This is a genomic window from Nonomuraea sp. NPDC048892 (assembly GCF_040649735.1).
Taxonomy (GTDB): domain Bacteria; phylum Actinomycetota; class Actinomycetes; order Streptosporangiales; family Streptosporangiaceae; genus Nonomuraea; species Nonomuraea maheshkhaliensis.
Genome location: NZ_JBEZFZ010000003.1, coordinates 184824 through 201872 on the forward strand (window position 1 = coordinate 184824; position 17049 = coordinate 201872).

A 17049-nucleotide genomic window follows, 5' to 3' on the forward strand; every position below is an offset into this window, starting at 1 on the left:
TCTGAAAGATCAGCGGAAACCGACGCAGTTGGGGAGGCCGATGCGCACTGGCCGTGGCACTTTAAGCATGGCCGCCGGCCTGGTGCTGGTGGCTCTCGCTTCGGTCGGATACGTGCTGCCGCCCGCGTTCGACCCGCCACCGCTCAAGACGGACGCGGCCTTCCGGTCCATCCCGGCGCAGCCGGCCCACGAGCTGAAGCCCGTCGTGGCCGCCGATCCTATCCGCCGGGAGGCGATCTCGCTGCCGGCGGAGGGCCAGCGTCTCGACGGCACGTTGCGGGTGCCGCTCACTCCTGGCCGGCATCCGGCGATGGTGTTCGTCTCGGGGTCGGGCAACGGCTCGCGGGAGGAGTTCACGCCGCAGGCGGAGTTCCTGGCCAAGGCGGGCGTGGTGACGATCGCGTTCGACAAGCGCACGATCGGCTACAACTTCCGCGACCGCGACTTCGGGCTGCTCGCCGACGACGCGCTGCGGATGGTCGAGTTCCTGCGCACGCGGCCCGAGGTCGATCCGGCCCGCGTGGGCATCTGGGGCGTGTCGGAGGGCGGCTGGGTGGTGCCGATCGCGGCGGCCAAGAGCACCGCGGTGGGCTTCATGGTGCTGGTGTCCTCGCCCAACGTCTCGCCGCTGCGCCAGGTCGCCTGGGCACTGAACGAGCAGCTGCTGCGGCTGCGCGCCCCCATCGGCGCCCGCGACCTGCTGACCAGGGCGATGGGCGGGGTCGGCTTCGACTTCCTGCGCTACGACGCGGTGCCCGCGCTGAGCCAGGTCAAGCAGCCGGTCCTGGCCTTCTACGGCACCACCGACCCGTCGATCCCCTTCGTCGAGTCCACCCAGGCGCTCATCAAGGCGCTCCACATGGCCGGCAACGACGACTACACGATCCGCTTCATGGCCAAGGGCGACCACGCCATGCGGGTCAACGGCGGCGACTTCACCGCCGGCTACCTGGAGACGCTGGCCAACTGGATCAAGGGGTTGCCGGGCACGGCCAGGCCGGCGGTGCACATGGCGGGCGCGACGCCGGTCCAGCGGTTCGAGGCCAGCGACGTGCCGGCGGCCCCGTGGTACGCGGGCGGCACGATGCTCGGGCTGACGATCTGCCTGGCCGCCGTCGGCTACGTGGCGGGCCCGGTCGCGGCCATGCTCGTACGCCTGCGGCACCGCGACCAGACCCCCGTGGAGGCCAACGCCAGGCTGTGGCCGCCGATCAGGCGCCGGCTGAGCCGGATGGCGTGGACCGGGCTGGGCCTGCTGGCCTCGGTGGTGGCGTTCATCACGCTGCTGGTGCTGTTCTCGGTGAACCAGGCGGGCGCCTGGCCCGCCGTGCTGGCGGGCTGGCTGGTCGTCCGCCTGCTGGCGGTGCTGATGCTGATCCAGGAGGTCACGGCGGTGGCGGCGTTCGTGTCGGCGCTGCGTGAGGGGCTGCGGCCCGGCCGCTGGCAGCACGTGACGGTCGCGGGCGTGCTGGGCGGCACGGGGCTGCTGCTGGTGGCCGCCGCCTACTACGGGCTGTTCTCGTTCCCCTGGTGAGCCTGGAGCCCCTGGGTGGCTCCCTGGTGGATGTAGGTGTTCATCCAGCGGTCGAGCTCGGCGAAGACCTGCTTGCGGGCCGGCTCGGCCGACAACACCAGGTCGTGCACACCGTCGGGGATGCGTACGCAGGTCACGTGGGGGCCGATCGCGGTGGACCAGCGGGCGATCTGCCGGGGGTCGAGCACGACGTCGGCCGAGCGCGCCTCCGGCACGAAGTCGCGTACGCGCAGGCCGGTGGCGGAGGCGAGGACGAGGACGGGCACGTCCACGGACAGGCCCGCGTGCAGCCGCCGCTGCGCCCGCCGGATGGCGGCCAGCCACATGGCGTGCACCGAGAAGCCGCCCAGCGGCTTGAGCTCCAGGTCGTAGTCCCATTCGCCCTGCTCGCTGCGGTGCAGTGTGCGGCCGTAGACGTTGCTTGAGCCGAGCGGCAGAGCCCTGCGCGTGTACGACAGCGGCGTCTTGAGCAGGTCGGCGGCCAGCCGCAGCGGCGTGGAAACGTTGAGGTCGAAGAACGGGCTGTTGAGCGCGAGCCCCTGCACCAGGCCCCGGCCGCGGACCCTGTCGGCCCACAGGGGCGCGATCAGGCCGCCGGTGGAGTGGGCGTTGATCGTCAGCTCGTCGTGGTCGCGCCGGATGACGCGTACGGCCTCGTCGATCTCGGGGAAGTATTCCGTGACGCTCCTGACCAGGCCCCTGGTCTGGTGCGGCAGCAGCGATCGGCCGTATTTGCGCAGGTCGAGGGCGTAGAAGTCGATGCCGCGCTGGACGTAGTGCTCGGCCAGGTGGTCCTGGAAGAAGTAGTCGGTGAACCCATGAAGGTAGAGCACGGCCCGTCGGGAGGGGGTCTCGGCCCTCCTGGACACCAGCGTCGCCACGACCTCGCCCTCGAAGTCGTCGGGCATGGGCAGCACGGTGATCTCGTACATGCTAGACACGATAGGGATCGTCGGGCCATGAGGGGATACCGGGCGGCAGGTCCTTGCTCACCTTCATCGGGAAGTCGGCCTGTCTCTTCTCCAGGAACGCCGTCACGCCCTCCGCCGCGTCGGGCGCGCCGCCGAGCTCGGCCATGAGGCGCGAGTCGGCGGCGTGCGCCTCCCAGGGCGAGGCGGCCGACAGGCCCGACCACATCAGCCTGCGGACGGCGGCCACGGAGACGGCCGAGGTGTTCTCGGCGATCTCTCGGGCCAGCGCGTACGCCGCCGGCAGCAGCTCATCGGCCGGATAGACACGCGAGACCAGTCGCCCTTCGAGCGCCTCCGAGGCGGGGAAGACGCGCCCGGTCGCGGCCCACTCCATGGCCTGGGCGATGCCGACGATCCTGGGCAGGAACCAGCTTGAGGCGGCCTCGGTGACGATGCCCCGCCGCGCGAACACGAACCCGAACCGGGCCGTCTCCGAGGCGAGCCGCACGTCCATGGGCAGCGTCATCGTGACGCCGACGCCCACGGCGGGCCCGTTGATCGCGCCGATGACGGGCTTGAGCGAGCGGGCGATCCGCAGCGCGACGGTGCCACCGCCGTCGCGCGGCACGCCGTCGACGGTCTCGCTTTCCACGGTCTCGCGGTCCACCGTCTCACCGCGCGCGCTCTCACCCACCGCGCTCTCCACCGCGCCCTCACCGCCCGCGGCCTCACCCTTCGAGGCCCTGTCGCGGGTCCTGTCGCGGGTCCTGTCGCGTCGGGCGAACGTGCCTCCGCCGCCGCCCAGGTCGGCCCCGGCGCAGAACGCCCGCCCCGCCCCGGTGACCACCACCGCGCGGACGTCGTCGTCGGCGTCGGCCAGGTCGAAGGCTTCGATCAACTCTCCGCGCATCGTAAAGGTGAAGGCGTTCAGCCGCTCGGGACGCTTCAATGTGACGGTGGCGACCTGATCGGTCACTTCGTACGCGATCTCAGAGAAGGCCATGCCCCGAATCTTATTCGGTTACTGATGTTCACCCATCGATAGACAGATATTTCGTATCCGATCGGTAGGCTGCCGCCGCTACGGGAGCCTGAGGCGACCGCGACCGCGTGGTTCACCGCGGGTCGCGGACTTTGCGCCTATGGTGGAATTCGCGGGGAAACGGGGAAGGCGTGCGGCAGGCTGACGAACCGATGAGCGCCGGAGCGGTCCTCGGGTGGCTGGTGCTCTCGGCACTCGCCCCTGGGTCCGCCCATTTGCGCGCCGGCCGGCGCAGGACCGGCCTTGCCCTCATCTCCTGTTACGCCGCCCTGCTGCTGGCGCTGCTCGGCTTCGTCCTGTCCAACGACCTCGGCACCCTGGCCGGCTCGGCGACCCAGGACTCCTGGCTCACCGCCATCATGATCGGCGGGATCGTGCTGGGCCTGGCCTGGTTCGCGCTGATCGTCCACTCGTTCGTCGTGCTGCGGCCCGGCCGGCTGACGCAGTCGGGGCAGATCCTCACCGGCACGGTGGCGGGCCTGCTCGCCATCGTGGTGGTGGTGCCGTTCGGGTACGCCGCCCAGTCCGCCGGCACCTCGCGCCAGACCCTCGACCGGATCTTCACCGCCCCCGAGAACGAAGGCGAGCCGCCCCCTCCCGAACCGAAGCCCGAGGATCCCTGGGCCGGTCGGCAGCGCGTCAACATCCTGCTCCTCGGCGGCGACGCCGACGACAACAGGACCGGTGTGCGCACCGACAGCATGAACCTGGCCAGCGTGGACGTGAGGACCGGCAACACCGTGCTGTTCAGCCTGCCGCGCAACCTGGAGGACGTCCGCTTCCGCCCGGGCACGCCGATGGCCCGCCGCTTCCCCGGCGGCTTCGACCTGCCCAAGGACGCCAACGGCGGCAGCAGCGACCTGCTCAACAGCGTCTGGGAGTACGCCGACGCCCACCCCGAGATCTTCGGTGGCAAGCAGCACCAGGGCCCGAAGGTGCTGATGGACACCATCGGCTACACCCTCGGGGTCGAGGTCGACTGGTACGCCCTGGTCAACATGTGGGGCTTCGCACGCCTCATCGACGCCATCGGCGGCGTGCGGATCAGCGTCGAGCAGGACGTCGTCTTCGGCAAGTACAACGAGGGCCTGGTCAAGGCGGGCACCCGCAGGCTCAAGGGCGCCGACGCCATGTGGTACGCCCGCTCGCGCACCAACTCCGACGACTACACCCGCATGCGCCGCCAGCGGTGCGTGCTCGGCGCCCTGCTGAACCAGGCCGACCCGGCCACGGTGCTGACCAGGTTCAACCAGATCGCGCTGGCCACCAAGGAGCTGATCAGGACCGACATCCCACGGCCGATGCTGCAGCACCTGGTGCCGCTGGCGCTGAAGGTCAAGGACGCCGAGGTGTCGAGCGTGCAGTTCGTACCGCCGCTGATCAACACCGGCTACCCCGACTGGGACAAGATCCGCGACATCGCGGAGAAGGCGCTGCGCGCGTCGGGCCGCCCGAAGGCGCCCGTGGCGGCGTCCGCCTCCCCCGCGTCCACGCCCACGTCCACGCCGACTGCCACCAGGAGCCCCAAGAAGCCGCAGGCCAAGGACGGCCAGGACCCGGCGCAGGGCCTCACGGAAGGCTGCGGCGGCTCATCCGCGAAGGGCTGACACGCTGGCGGGCCTCCAGCATGCGGGCCAGCTTCGACAGCGACGCGTTGACCACCAGGTAGATCAGCGCGACGACCAGGTACGTCTGGATGAGCAGCCCGTTGTAGGCGGCCAGGACCTTGCCGCTGTAGAGCAGTTCCCCGTAGCTGACCACGAAGCCGAGCGAGGTGTCCTTCAGCAGCCCCACCGACTGGCTGACGATCGACGGCAGCACCCGCCGGGCCGCCTGCGGCAGCACGACCAGGCGCATCGCCTGGAACCTGGTCAGACCGACGGCCAGTCCGGCCTCCGTCTGGCCGCGCTCGATCGACACGATGCCGGCCCGGAAGATCTCCGCGTACGCGGCCGCGTTCGACACCGTCAGCGGCACGGTCAGCTTCCAGAACAGCGGCAGGTCCAGCCCGTACCGGGGCAGCGCGAACAGCACCACGTACACCAGCAGCAGCGCCGGGATCACCCGGACCACCTCGACGTAGGCGGCGGCGGGAGCGCGCACCCACGAACGGTGCGACAACCGCCCCAGGGCCAGGACCAGGCCGAGGGCCATGGCCAGCGCCGCCGAGACGACCGCCGCCAGGAACGTCGACCACAGCCCGTCCAGCAGGTAGCGCCACATCGGCCACGTCGCGTACGGCTGCCAGCGCTCCGCGTCCAGTTGCCCGTTCGCCGCGAACTGCCGCACGGCCAGCGCCACGAGCGCCACCGCCGCGAGCGCGCCCGCCACGGTCGCCACCTTGATCCGCCGCCGGGCCCGCGGCCCCGGCTCGTCGAACAGCGCGGTGCTCATCGCAGGATCACCAGCCTGCGCTCCAGCCGGCCCGTGACGAACCCGGCTATCGACGCGATCAGGGCGTAGGCCACGCCCGCGCCCACGAAGATCGGAATGGGCTGCGCCTCCACCAGGTTCACCCGGTGCGCCGCCGCCGTCAGGTCCACCACCCCGACCGCCGCCGCCAGCGCGGTGTTCATCGCGGTCGCGATGAAGATGTTGCCGAGCGGCTGCACGACCGTCCGCAGCGCCTGGGGCAGGATCACGTGCCGCAGCGACTGGCCGAACGTCAGCCCGATCGCCCTGGCGGCCTCGCCCTGGCCCTTCGACACCGAGTTCACGCCCGAACGCAGGGCCTCGGCGATGTAGGCGGCCTCGTACACGGCGATGACGATGATCGCCGTCGCCAGCGGCGGCGCCTGCAGCCCGATCTCCGGCAGGCCGAAGAACGCCAGGACCAGCAGCACCAGCAGCGGCAGGTTCTGGAACGTCTCCACGTACGCCGTGCCGAGCGCGCGCAGCACCCCGACCGGGCTCACCCGCAGGGCGCACACCAGGATGCCCAGCACCGCCGCGCCGGCGAACGACGCGGCGGTGAGCTGGACCGTCACGATCAGCCCCTGCCACAGCTCGGGCAAGTGCTCGAAGAGGACCGGCATCAGGACCCCGGCACGGAGCCGATCTGCGGGGGCTGGGGAGCCTCACCGGTCACCACGGTGCCGATGGAGTTCTTCCAGATCCCCTGCCAGACGCCCGCGTCCTGGATCTTCTTCAGCCAGTCGTTGACGAACTTCTTGAACTGGTCGTCGCCGTGCTTGAGGCCGATCCCGTACGGGTCCTCGGTGAAGGGCTTGGTCACGATCTCGATCGACGGGTCCTTCTTCGCGTCCGCGATGAGGATCGTCTCGTCCTGCACGTACGCCACGCCCCGGTCCTGCTTGAGCGCCTGGATGCACTCGGGGTCGCTGCCGAACGTGAGGATCTCCGCCTGCGGCGCCAGCTTCTTGATCGCCGGGATGGCCGGGGTGTTCGCGCCCGCCAGGACCTTCTTGCCGTTCAGGTCCTCCGGCTTGGCGATGCCCGTCGTGCCCTTCTTCACCGCGATCGTCAGACCCGAGGTGTAGTACGGGCCCGCGAACGCCACCTGCTTCGCCCGCTCCTCGGTGATCGTGTACGTCTGGAAGACGACGTCCACGGTGCCGTTGGCCAGCAGCGCCTCCCGGGTCTCCGACGCCGAGTTGACGATCTTCACCTTGGGCTCGCCCAGGATGTAGGTGGCCAGCGCCTTGCCCATCTCCGCGTCGAACCCCTCGACCTCACCCGAGACGGGGTTCTGCTGCGAGAGCAGGGGCGCGTCCAGCGAGCCGCCCACGATGAGCTCGCCGCGCTGCTTGATCTTCTCCATGGTCGAACCGGGCAGGATCTCGGCAGCAGCCGCGACGGGCGCCTTGGCGACCGCATCGCTCTGCTGCGGCGACGCTCCTGGCACGGCGGGGCTGCTCGACTCACCGCAGGCCGCCAGGGCTAACAGTGAGACGACGGCGACGGCGACGAATCTCTTCATGAACAGCTCACTTCCTTCGATTTCGAAGATAAGCCGGACCGTAGTGGGATATTTCGTAGCAAGTCAATACGTTGTCGGCGTAAGTCTTGACATGGTAGGTATCTCACATGAACCAGCGGCTGCCCGTGCAAGGGCCACAGGGCGACCTGCTGCGCCTCGTCGCCACCGGCAGGGCCGAGTCACGCGCCGAGCTGGCCCGCTTATCCGGCTTGGCCGCCTCCAGCGTCTCACTCCGCGTCGAGGAACTCATCGACGCCGGCCTCCTCGCCGAAGAGGGCGCCGGCACCTCACGCGGCGGGCGCCGCCCCCGCCGCCTGCGCCTGTCCCCCGGCGCGGGCGTGCTGGCCGTGGCCGACCTCGGCGCGCACCACGTCCGGCTCGGCCTCCTCGACCTCAGCGGTGACCCCCTCGTCATCGAGGAACACCCCTGCGACATCACCGAAGGCCCACGCCGCACCCTCGACCGCATCGCCGACGCCTTCGACGCGCTCCTGACCGAGCACGTGCCCGCCGGCGTCCCCCTGCGCGGCGTCGGCACCGGCGTCCCCGGCCCCGTCGACCCCGCCACGCTGCGCGTCGTCACGCCGTCGCGCATGCCCGGCTGGAACGACTTCCCCGTCGCCGAGCACCTCGCCACCCGCTACGACCTGCCCGTCCTGGTCGAGAACGACGCCAACCTGATGGCCGCGGGCGAGGCCCGATGGTGGCCGGGCACCGAGAACCTCATGGTCGTCAAGGCCGGCACCGGCATCGGCTGCGGCGTCATCGCGGGCGGTCGGCTGCACCGGGGCCGGGGCGCGGCCGGCGACATCAGCCACGTGCGCGTCCGCTCCGACTCCTCGGTCATGTGCGCCTGCGGCCACCCCGACTGCCTGGAGGCGTACGCGAGCGGGGCCGCGCTGATGACCGCGCTCACCGAGGCCGGCATCGCGGTGACCCGCCCGGCCGACATCGTCACGCTGGTCAACGACGCCGTCCCCGAGGCCACCAGCCTGGTGCGCGGCGCGGGCCGGCGCATGGGCGAGGTCCTGACCGTGCTGGTCAACTTCTTCAACCCGGACGTGGTGGCGGTCGGGGGCAGCCTGTCGGCGGCCGAGCCGCTGCTGACCTCGATCAGGGCGGCGGTCTGGGAGCGTTGCCTGCCGCTGGCGACCAGGGATCTGGAGATCGCGCCGGCGCGGGCGGGGCGGGACGCCGCTCTTCAGGGGGCCGGAGCGCTGCTCCTGGAGGCCGCCCTTACAATGTAGATTTTTTATACCCATATTTCGGTAGATAGGGGGCGGCAGGCCGTACAGACTGGGGCTCATGACAGGAGAGGACCTGGTGGTGGCGGCGACGTGCGGCGAGAGCGAGGAGGTCGGGCGGCTGCTGGCCGCCGGCGTGTCCCCCGACGCGCCCGGCGACGACGGCGGCACCGCGCTCTACTGGGCCGCCGTGCAGGGGTATGCCGCCATCGTGCGGACGCTGCTGGCGGCCGGCGCCGACCCCGGCAAGGAGAGCGGGGCGGAGGACGAGGGCCTGCCGCTGTGCGCCGCCGCGTGCTGCGGGCACCTCGACGCGGTGACCGCGCTGCTCGACCGGGGCGCCGACGCCGCGCCCGCCGGCGGGCACAGCCCCCTCGACGCCGCCCGCGAGCTCGCCGGGCGCGACGCCGAGGCGGAGGTGCGCGCGCGAGCCGGCGCGTACGCCTCGCCGGGGGCGCGGATCGAGGTGCGGCGGGAGCGGTCGGAAGGGGGCGACGTACGGGTGGTGGCGGAGGTACGGGACGAGGCGGGCGAACTGCGCTCGGAACACTTCCTCGGCACCGGCCACGCCGAGATCGTCCACCTGCTGAAATCCCGCCTCCCCGGCCCGCCAGACGGCCATCCGGCTGGTTGAGCCGTCCGACGTCTCACGGGCGACGCGCCGATTTGAGCCGTCCGACACCTTAGAGGCGGCGCGCCGATCTTGGCGGACGGCTCGCGGGCCTGGTCACGCGACGCGGAGGTCGTCCAGGGCGTTCCTGTCCCAGGCGATGCCCAGGCCGGGCTCGTCGGGCGCGACGGCGTGCCCGTCCTCGATCGGCAGCTCCGTGCGAGTGACGGCGCGCAGCTGCGGGATGTGCTCCACGTACGTGCCCGCCGCCACCGCCGCCACCAGGCTGACGTGCAGCTCCATCAGGAAGTGCGGGCACACGGCCACGTTGAACGCCTCCGCCAGGTGGGCCACCTTGAGCCACGGCGTGATCCCGCCCACCCTGGCCACGTCCGCCTGCACCACCGAGGCCGCGCCGCGCGCCAGGTAGTCGCGGAACTGGCCGACCGAGTACAGCGACTCCCCCACCGCCACGGGGATCGAGGTGGACCTGGCCAGCTCCCGGTGCCCCTGCACGTCGTCGGCCGGCAGCGGCTCCTCGAAGAAGGCCACGTCGTACGGCTCCAGCACGTGCGCCCGCCTCCTGGCCTCCGCGTACGTCATCGACTGGTTCGCGTCGACCATGATGTCCATCCCCGGCCCCACGGCGGCGCGGACGGCGGCCACCCGCTCGGCGTCCTCCTCGGCCCGGGGGCGGCCGATCTTGAGCTTGACGCCGCGCAGGCCCGACTCCTTGGCCGCGAGCGCGCCCCGTACCAGGTCATCGGTGGACAGGTGCAGCCAGCCGCCCTCGGTGTCGTACACGGGGACGGCCCGGCGGAAGCCGCCCGCGAGGCGCCACAGCGGCTCGCCCGCGCGCAGGCAGCGCAGGTCCCACAGAGCGGTGTCCACGGCGGCCAGGGCCAGGGAGGTGATCGCGCCGACCGTGGTGGCGCGGGTGACGGCGAACAGCTCACGCCAGGCCGCCTCCACGTCCCGCGCGTCGCGGCCCTCCAGCAGGGGCAGCAGGTGGTCGCGGAGCATGGACAGCACGGCCCGGCCGCCGGTGCCGATCGTGTAGGAGTAGCCGGTGCCGTCGAGGCCGTCGTCCGTGCGCAGGTCCACGACGATGGTCTCCTGCTTGACGAACGCCTGCACGGCGTCCGTCCTGACGGTCTCCACGGGCAGGTCGACCAGGGCGGCCGAGGCGCTGACGATCTTCGTCATGTCGATGGTCCCATCCGGAGGAAGCGGTCGCGGGCGGCGCCGAGGTGGTCGCGCATCGCCTGCTCGGCCGCCTGGGCGTCGCCCGCCGTGACGGTCTCGGCGATGCGGGCGTGCTCGGCCAGCGTGGGCTCGCCGCTGCGCCTGCCCTCGTACTCGATGCGGAACAGGTGCAGGTGGCAGTGGGTGCGCTGGAGCGACTCGCGCAGCGCGGGGCTGCCGGACAGTTCGGCCACCAGGTCGTGGAAGCGCGCGTCGTGGGCGGCGATGGCGTGGTAGTCCTCGTACCGCGTGCCCTGCGGCGCCTGCGGGACGCTGTCCAATTCGGCGCGCAGGCGGGCGGCGGTGCCGGGGTCGATCCGCTCGGCGGCCCTGGCGGCGGCCCATGGCTCCAGCAGCAGCCTGAGCTGGTAGAGGTCGGCGACCTGGGTGGGGTTGAGCACGGGCGCCACCGAATAGCCGCGCAGCGCCTCCTTGGTCAGCAGGCCCTCCGACTCCAGGGCCGAGAGCACCTCGCGCACCGGCGTCTGGGAGACGTCGAGAAGCCTGGCCACCGCGTAGATGTTGACCCGGGCGCCCGGTTCGAGCTCACCGTTCATGATCAGGCTCTTGACGCGCTCGTAGACGTCCTCGGTGAGGACGCTGCGGCGGGCGGCGCGTACCGGCCCCTTCAGCTCACTGCCTGTCATCTCTCTCCTGCGGCACTCACTTGACGTCAGTGGTGAACTCTAGGCAACATGTCCGAATTATCCAATAGGAAATTGTACTGAGGATTGCCATGGCCACAACCTCCCGGAGCACCGTCCACGGCCGGCTGCGCTGGTACATGATCAGTTACGTCTTCGCCGGGCTCGTCATCAACTATCTGGACCGGGCCAGCCTGGGCGTCGCGCTGCCGTTCATGGGTGAGACGTTCCACCTCAGCAAGACCGAGGAGGGCATGATCCTGGCGGCGTTCTTCTGGTCGTACGACTTCTTCCAGCTCGCCGCCGGCTGGTTCGTCGACCGGTACGGGCCGCGCAGGACGTTCACGTTCGCCGCCGTGTGGTGGTCGCTGTTCACCTCCCTGACGGCCCTCGCCGGCAGCTTCGCCTCGCTCTTCGGGGTGCGGCTGCTGCTCGGCGTCGGGGAGAGCCCGGCCGCCACGACGAGCGCCAAGGTCGTCGGCCGCTGGTTCCCCAAGCACGAACGGGCCCTGGCCACCGGGATCTGGGACTCCGGCTCCCGGGTGGGCGGCGTCATCGCGCTGCCCATCGTGACGACGCTGATCGCCTGGCTGGGCTGGCGGTGGACGTTCGCGATCATCGGCGTGGCAGGGCTGCTGTGGGCGTACGGGTGGTGGCGGGCCTACCGCGACCCGCAGGAGCACCCGAAGATCACTCAGGAGGAGCTGGACTACCTGCGCGAGGGCGGGGCACGGGGCTTCGAGGGCGACGAGGGTGAGGGCGACCAGATCCGATGGCGGGACCTGTTTCGCTATCGCACGATCTGGGCGATGATGCTGGGCTTCTTCTGCCTCAACATGGTCGTCTACTTCTTCCTCACCTTCTTCCCGACCTACCTGGTGGAGGAGCGGCACTTCAGCCTGCTCACGCTGGGCCTCTTCGGCGCGCTGCCCGGCCTGGTGGCGATCGGCGGCGAGTGGCTGGGCGGCTGGCTGGCCGACCGCCGCATCTCGGCCGGCGACTCGGTGACCAAGGTCAGGAAGACGTTCATCGCCGGTGGGTTCCTGGTCTCGACCGTGATCGGGATCGCCGTGTGGGTGCCCGAGGCGTGGATGGCGCTGGCGCTGCTGTCGGTGGCGTACGCGGGCTCGACGTTCGCCGCCGCCAACATCTGGTCGCTGCCGGCCGACGTGGCTCCCGCCGACCGGCACGTGGCCTCGATCGGCGGCATCCAGAACTTCGCCTCGAACTTCGCCGGCATCATCAGCCCCATCATGATCGGCGTCCTGGTGGACCGGACGTCGTCGTTCACCGTGCCGCTGATGGTGATCTCGGCCGTGGCGCTGCTGGGCGCGTTCACGTACGCGGTGATCCTGAAGCGGGTCGAACCCCTCGGTCTCCCCACCACGGAACCCGCCCGATAGCCGCTGTCAGGCGGGGCGGTGGAAGACGGCGCGCCAGCGGTGTCGTTCGCCGCCCCGCAGGTCCTCGATCTTGGCCGCCTTCAGCCCCTCCGCGGCGAAGGCCGTGATCTCGGACGGTGTCAGGGGCCAGGGCGGCGGGAACACCGGCGCGTCCTCGTCTCGTCCCATCGCGATGACCAGTAACGTGCCCCCCGGCCGGACGAACCCGGCCACCCCCGTGATGGCCCGCCCGTGCAGGGACTCCGGGAGGGACTGCACGGTCATGACCTCGACGACCAGGTCGAACGCGCGGTGCCACTCCTTCGGCGGATCCAGCAGGTCGGCGACCTGGTAGCGCACCTGGCTGCCGGGGAAGCGCTTGCGGGCGAGCTGGACCGCCGACTCGCTCACGTCGAACGCCTCCGTCTGAAATCCGAGCCCCGCCACGTATTCCGCGTCGTCACCCAACCCGGCCCCCACGACCAGCGCCCGCCCACGCGAACCCTCGGCCGGCCCAGGCGAGTCCTCGGCGCCCACGTCGGGTGCCGCTCTCTCCGGTGACCTGCCGACACCTCCGCCGGGCGCGGCGAACTGCTGGTCGCCCCACTCCGTCAGCAGGTGGTGGGGTGAGCGCGAGTCCCACGGGACGATGGCGTCGCCGGTCGCGGACTCGGCGTAGAGCCGCTCGAACCAGCCGGTCGCGTCACCGGCCGCCAGCGACTCACCGGCCAGCCGGATGGCGTCGGCCTCCGCGTCGTCTCCGGTCATCGGCCCTCCGAGCATGAGCCCCCACGGCTCGCCTGATTCGGTCTTCTTCGAAAGTCCTACCAGGTCAACCCGGTCCCCCGTCGGCCCGAGAAGCACGCGCTGAGCGAACACGTGTTCGTGCGTGTAGCCCCGGCGGCGCAGCGCCACGTCGAACAGGGGCATGAGGGCGCAGACGCCGGGCGTGGGGTGCGCGCACGGGCCCTCTCTGTGCCACCACTCCAGCTCGCCGGCGCGCCCCGCGACCACCAGCTCGACGACGTCCAGGTTCGTGGCGGGCCGGCCGAGGAGCTGGGTGGCGGCTTCGAGCACGGCCGCGCGCTGGATCACCATGGGGGCGGTCCATTCGTGCGCGGGAACCTCGCTCAGCCGGTACGGCCTGGCGAACAGCGACAGGCTCACCCCGCCTGCCACCTGGTAGGCCAGCACCTTGTTCAGCCGGAGTTCGACCGCGTCGGAGAGGGCGCGGGAGAGTTCTTCGGCTCGCGGCCGGACCCGGGTCATCAGCTCGTCCTCATGGATCTTCCACCGGAAGCTCTCATAAAGGTCGCTCGCCCACCCCTTGCCCGCGAAGCTCGTCGCGTACCGGGTCAGATGCCACCGGAACGCCTGCCGCGCGACCAGTTCGGCGCGCGTGGCGGCGAAGAGGGCCTTCCAGCCGACGAGGGCGGCGGTCTCGGCCGTGAGGGCGTGACGCACCGGCGCGCAGGCCGCGGCCAGCCACTCCCAGTCGCGATGGGCGCGCACCAGTGTGACCGCCCACTGCTCGTGCCAGGACCACCGCTGGGCACTGATCAGCTCGCGCAGGATGAACGTGCGCAGTTCCTCCGCTCTCATCCCCAGGAGCAGGTAAGTGGCGATCATCAGCTCCACCTGCCCGTCCCCCTTGACGCGGACCCACACGCCTCGATCGGCCGTCAGCCGCACCGTCGGCAGGCCGTCGAGCCCGGCCAGCCGCCCGGCCTCCTCGATCACGGCGCGTAATCGCGGCTGGTCGTCCAGGGGGAGCCGCGGGCAGCTCCACTCATACATACGCGGCACCCGGGCGGCCAGAAACGCCCACAGCGCGGCGGCCCACACCGCCACGATCATCAGGAGCCCGAAGCCGCCCAGGGCGGCGGCGGGCACGGTGAAGGCGGCTCCGACGGCGCAGATCACGACGATGCCGATGACGATCTTCAGCGGCTCCGGCACCAGCCAGGCCGGATGCCTGGTCAGGAGAATGCGTAAGATCCGTTCCCTGGTCAGCTCCACCGCATCCCCCTCGATATCCCGAAATTTCGGGACAACGGTAGGGGAAAGTGATCACGCCGACGTCACACCCGGAAGGACTCCTTGACCATCCGGTGCAACCGCGTCTCGTCGATGTCGTGCCCCAGCCCCGGCTGCGTCAACGGCACCGCGATCACCCCGGCGTTGGCACCCACGATCGGCGTGACGATCTGGTTCTGCCGGGGCGGCTGCGTGACGTCGCACGGCAGCGTGCACCCGGGCAGGCTGGCCACCGCCACCGTCGCCGCCCTGGCCAGGCCGGCCCCCTGGCCGCCCGTGCACTGGATGTCCCAGCCGGCCGCCGCCGCGCGGTCGTGCGCCCGGCGTACCTCCGACAGCGAGGGAAAGGCGGACGGCCGCAGCAGCAGGACGCGCGCCGCCCGCAGGGTCAGGTAGTCGTCCAGTTCGGCGGACGAGCCCGCCTCGACCGCGACCGAGGCGGTCACCTGGTCCTGGAGCGAGGCGTGGGAGTAGGTGTCGGCGACCGCGAACGGCCGTTCGATCACCTCAAGGCCGTAGGAGTCGAGCGCGAGCAGCTGGTCGAGGTCGGTGTAGGCGTTGCCGCAGTCGACGGCGAGCGTGAGCGCCGGGTACGCCTGCCGCACCGCGCGGATGGGCTCGACGTCCCAGCCGGGCCTGACGTCCACCGTGACGTGCCCGTATCCGGCGCAGACCTGCTGATTGACCCGGGACACCAGGCTCTCGACGGACGAGTCGGGGGTCAGCCGCACAGTCGCCACGAGCGAGGTGCGGGTGCCGCCGATCGCCTCGGCGAGGGGCACCCCGCGCATCCTGGTCCACAGGTCCCAGCAGGCCATGTCGACGGCCGGTTCGCCGGTCGGCACGGTGTCGGGATGCTCCCAGTCGATCCCGATCAGCTGTGCGGCCAGCGTCTCCTCCAGCTTGGCCCACGTCTTGGCCGGGGGCGAGGTGGCCTCGCCCCACCCGGTCATGCCGCCGTGGTCGGTGAGCTTGACGAGCAGGGTCTCCGACTTCCTGCCGTACGGCAGCAGCAGCCGGAAGACCTCGAGCTCCCGCACTCGCGGCATGAACCCCCCTTTTCTATGACGCGGTCTCCTCCATAGTGCCCGGTGCCGAGGAGTACACGAAACGCGGGGCCAGTACTACGGCCAGGACGGCAAGCGCGACGGCGAAGGCGAGACCGGCCGCGTAGTTCTGGGCGGCGGCGGTGAACAGGGCGCCGCTGATCGCGACGGCCATGACGGTGAACACCGACTCCCCCACACCCACGGCCGCGGAGTTGTCACCCTCCTCGCCCTTCTTGGACATCTCCAGCACCAGGACCGACACCGTCGGGTGCAGCGCGCCGATGCCGAGCCCGACCAGGGCCATCGCCACGTACGCGACCGCGAGCGGCACCTGCTCGACAAGCACGAGGCTCACCATGGCGATACCGGCCGCGATCATGGCGGCACCGCCGCGGATGGCCGTCAGGTTGCCGATCATGCCGCGGCCCTTGATCCACGAGCCGGTGGACCAGCCGAGCGCCCCGATGGTGAGCACCACGCCGGCGCCGGTGGCGCTCAGGCCGCGCTCGTTCATGAGCATGAGCGGGATGAGCACCTCGGCCGCCGTGTACGAGCCGAAGGCCAGGCCGCGCAGGACCGGCCCCGTCGGCAGACCGCGGGCGCCCCGGAGCGAGCCGGGCAGCAGCAGCTTCGGCAGCGCGATGACCAGCAGCACCACCCCGGCCGCCAGCAGGGGCAGGCCGGCCAGCTTGAGTGCGCTGCCGTACTGGATCAGTGCGGCGGCGACGGCGGTCAGCGTGGCGTAGCCGAGCTTGCGTCCGAGGCCGGAGGCGGGCGTGGCGTCGATGCCGGTGGCAAGCTTGCCCGCGGTGCCGCGCCAGAGCAGCAGCGCGGCGGGGATCACGATGACCGTGACGCCGAGGAAGATCAGCCGCCAGTCGGCGTTCTCCACCACGAAGCCGGCGATGGCGGGGCCGATCATCGAGGGCACCACCCACGCCGCCGAGAACAGGGCGAAGACCCGGGGATGCATCGCCGGCGGGTAGACCCGGGCAACCAGGACGTACAGGGCGACCTGGGTGAATCCCATCCCGATGCCCTGCACGAACCGGCCCGCCACGAACAACTCCATCGTCGGCGCGAGCCCGGCCAGCAGCAGCCCCGCCACGAACGCCGCCACCCCCGCCGCGATCGGCGGGAGCGGCCCCCGCACGTCACTCCATCGTCCGCCCAGCACCGTGGCGATCACGCTGGCGGCCAGCGTGGCGCTGAAGGCCAGGTTGTACAGGTGCATGCCGTCAAGATCGCGCGCCACCACGGGCATCGCCGTGGCCACCGCCATGGCCTCGAACGCCTGCAACATGACCAGGGCGACCAGCCCGACGCTCAGCGCCCGGTATTGAGGGGCCACCACGCTGGGGGCCGCCGCCGTCTTCTCCATCGTCGTCGTCATACCGGAACGCTATGGCCG

General features: G+C 71.3%; 15 protein-coding genes. 5 read left to right on the forward strand and 10 right to left on the reverse strand.

What is annotated here, in order from left to right:
• Nucleotides 1-40 precede the first annotated feature (40 nt).
• Nucleotides 41-1534, forward strand: a complete 1494-nt coding sequence (locus AB0C28_RS10570; RefSeq protein ID WP_358073679.1) for a prolyl oligopeptidase family serine peptidase — start codon at nt 41-43, stop codon at nt 1532-1534.
• Here AB0C28_RS10570 and AB0C28_RS10575 read toward each other — a convergent pair.
• Nucleotides 1507-2466 (reverse strand): alpha/beta hydrolase, encoded by a 960-nt coding sequence (locus AB0C28_RS10575; protein WP_357844804.1) that lies wholly within the window; start codon nt 2464-2466, stop codon nt 1507-1509. The genes AB0C28_RS10570 and AB0C28_RS10575 overlap by 28 nt on opposite strands.
• 1 nt (nt 2467) lies before the next feature.
• The gene (locus tag AB0C28_RS10580; protein WP_358073680.1) at nt 2468-3448 is read right to left on the reverse strand and encodes an enoyl-CoA hydratase-related protein; all 981 of its coding nucleotides are present in this window, start codon (nt 3446-3448) and stop codon (nt 2468-2470) included.
• Nucleotides 3449-3639: 191 nt separating this feature from the next.
• Here AB0C28_RS10580 and AB0C28_RS10585 point away from each other — a divergent pair, with 191 nt between their 5' ends.
• Complete coding sequence (locus tag AB0C28_RS10585; RefSeq protein WP_358073681.1) at nt 3640-5094, forward strand: LCP family protein; 1455 nt, start codon at nt 3640-3642, stop codon at nt 5092-5094.
• Here the strand turns inward: AB0C28_RS10585 and AB0C28_RS10590 are convergent.
• From AB0C28_RS10590 to AB0C28_RS10600, 3 genes are read right to left on the reverse strand one after another with little or no spacing between them, the layout of a single operon-like run.
• Entirely contained in the window at nt 5057-5881 is an 825-nt protein-coding gene (locus tag AB0C28_RS10590) for an amino acid ABC transporter permease (RefSeq protein ID WP_358073682.1), read from the reverse strand. The genes AB0C28_RS10585 and AB0C28_RS10590 overlap by 38 nt on opposite strands.
• Complete coding sequence (locus AB0C28_RS10595) at nt 5878-6522, reverse strand: amino acid ABC transporter permease (RefSeq protein WP_357844794.1); 645 nt, start codon at nt 6520-6522, stop codon at nt 5878-5880. Before AB0C28_RS10595 ends, AB0C28_RS10590 begins: the two co-directional genes overlap by 4 nt.
• Nucleotides 6522-7427, reverse strand: coding sequence for a glutamate ABC transporter substrate-binding protein (locus AB0C28_RS10600; protein WP_358073683.1), 906 nt, complete (start codon nt 7425-7427; stop codon nt 6522-6524). Before AB0C28_RS10600 ends, AB0C28_RS10595 begins: the two co-directional genes overlap by 1 nt.
• Before the next feature lie 107 nt (nt 7428-7534).
• On the opposite strand from AB0C28_RS10600, the gene AB0C28_RS10605 reads away from it, so the two are divergent.
• Nucleotides 7535-8674 carry an ROK family protein gene (locus tag AB0C28_RS10605; RefSeq protein ID WP_358073684.1) on the forward strand — a complete coding sequence of 380 codons (1140 nt, stop codon included), beginning with the start codon at nt 7535-7537 and terminating at the stop codon, nt 8672-8674.
• A 58-nt stretch (nt 8675-8732) separates the two neighbouring features.
• Complete coding sequence (locus AB0C28_RS10610; protein WP_358073685.1) at nt 8733-9305, forward strand: ankyrin repeat domain-containing protein; 573 nt, start codon at nt 8733-8735, stop codon at nt 9303-9305.
• Between the two features lie 93 nt (nt 9306-9398).
• Here AB0C28_RS10610 and AB0C28_RS10615 read toward each other — a convergent pair whose 3' ends face one another.
• Complete coding sequence (locus AB0C28_RS10615; RefSeq protein WP_358073686.1) at nt 9399-10487, reverse strand: mandelate racemase/muconate lactonizing enzyme family protein; 1089 nt, start codon at nt 10485-10487, stop codon at nt 9399-9401.
• Nucleotides 10484-11173, reverse strand: coding sequence for a GntR family transcriptional regulator (locus tag AB0C28_RS10620; RefSeq protein WP_357844779.1), 690 nt, complete (start codon nt 11171-11173; stop codon nt 10484-10486). Before AB0C28_RS10620 ends, AB0C28_RS10615 begins: the two co-directional genes overlap by 4 nt.
• An 89-nt stretch (nt 11174-11262) precedes the next feature.
• Here AB0C28_RS10620 and AB0C28_RS10625 point away from each other — a divergent pair, with 89 nt between their 5' ends.
• Nucleotides 11263-12573 carry an MFS transporter gene (locus tag AB0C28_RS10625; RefSeq protein WP_357844776.1) on the forward strand — a complete coding sequence of 437 codons (1311 nt, stop codon included), beginning with the start codon at nt 11263-11265 and terminating at the stop codon, nt 12571-12573.
• A 6-nt stretch (nt 12574-12579) separates the two neighbouring features.
• On the opposite strand, the gene AB0C28_RS10630 is transcribed toward AB0C28_RS10625, so the two are convergent.
• The 3 genes from AB0C28_RS10630 to AB0C28_RS10640 form a co-directional block, all read right to left on the reverse strand.
• Nucleotides 12580-14571 carry a class I SAM-dependent methyltransferase gene (locus AB0C28_RS10630; RefSeq protein WP_358073687.1) on the reverse strand — a complete coding sequence of 664 codons (1992 nt, stop codon included), beginning with the start codon at nt 14569-14571 and terminating at the stop codon, nt 12580-12582.
• 62 nt (nt 14572-14633) lie between these two features.
• Complete coding sequence (locus AB0C28_RS10635) at nt 14634-15638, reverse strand: enolase C-terminal domain-like protein (RefSeq protein WP_358073688.1); 1005 nt, start codon at nt 15636-15638, stop codon at nt 14634-14636.
• 13 nt (nt 15639-15651) lie between these two features.
• Nucleotides 15652-17031, reverse strand: a complete 1380-nt coding sequence (locus tag AB0C28_RS10640; protein ID WP_358073689.1) for an MFS transporter — start codon at nt 17029-17031, stop codon at nt 15652-15654.
• Nucleotides 17032-17049: the final 18 nt, after the last annotated feature.

Bases quoted from the DNA above. Each gene is read 5' to 3' on its own strand.
- AB0C28_RS10570 (WP_358073679.1), top strand. From the start codon at position 41: ATGCGCACTGGCCGTGGCACTTTAAGCATGGCCGCCGGCCTGGTGCTG.
- AB0C28_RS10575 (WP_357844804.1), bottom strand. From the start codon at position 2,466: ATGTACGAGATCACCGTGCTGCCCATGCCCGACGACTTCGAGGGCGAG.
- AB0C28_RS10580 (WP_358073680.1), bottom strand. From the start codon at position 3,448: ATGGCCTTCTCTGAGATCGCGTACGAAGTGACCGATCAGGTCGCCACC.
- AB0C28_RS10585 (WP_358073681.1), top strand. From the start codon at position 3,640: ATGAGCGCCGGAGCGGTCCTCGGGTGGCTGGTGCTCTCGGCACTCGCC.
- AB0C28_RS10590 (WP_358073682.1), bottom strand. From the start codon at position 5,881: ATGAGCACCGCGCTGTTCGACGAGCCGGGGCCGCGGGCCCGGCGGCGG.
- AB0C28_RS10595 (WP_357844794.1), bottom strand. From the start codon at position 6,522: ATGCCGGTCCTCTTCGAGCACTTGCCCGAGCTGTGGCAGGGGCTGATC.
- AB0C28_RS10600 (WP_358073683.1), bottom strand. From the start codon at position 7,427: ATGAAGAGATTCGTCGCCGTCGCCGTCGTCTCACTGTTAGCCCTGGCG.
- AB0C28_RS10605 (WP_358073684.1), top strand. From the start codon at position 7,535: ATGAACCAGCGGCTGCCCGTGCAAGGGCCACAGGGCGACCTGCTGCGC.
- AB0C28_RS10610 (WP_358073685.1), top strand. From the start codon at position 8,733: ATGACAGGAGAGGACCTGGTGGTGGCGGCGACGTGCGGCGAGAGCGAG.
- AB0C28_RS10615 (WP_358073686.1), bottom strand. From the start codon at position 10,487: ATGACGAAGATCGTCAGCGCCTCGGCCGCCCTGGTCGACCTGCCCGTG.
- AB0C28_RS10620 (WP_357844779.1), bottom strand. From the start codon at position 11,173: ATGACAGGCAGTGAGCTGAAGGGGCCGGTACGCGCCGCCCGCCGCAGC.
- AB0C28_RS10625 (WP_357844776.1), top strand. From the start codon at position 11,263: ATGGCCACAACCTCCCGGAGCACCGTCCACGGCCGGCTGCGCTGGTAC.
- AB0C28_RS10635 (WP_358073688.1), bottom strand. From the start codon at position 15,638: ATGCCGCGAGTGCGGGAGCTCGAGGTCTTCCGGCTGCTGCTGCCGTAC.
- AB0C28_RS10640 (WP_358073689.1), bottom strand. From the start codon at position 17,031: ATGACGACGACGATGGAGAAGACGGCGGCGGCCCCCAGCGTGGTGGCC.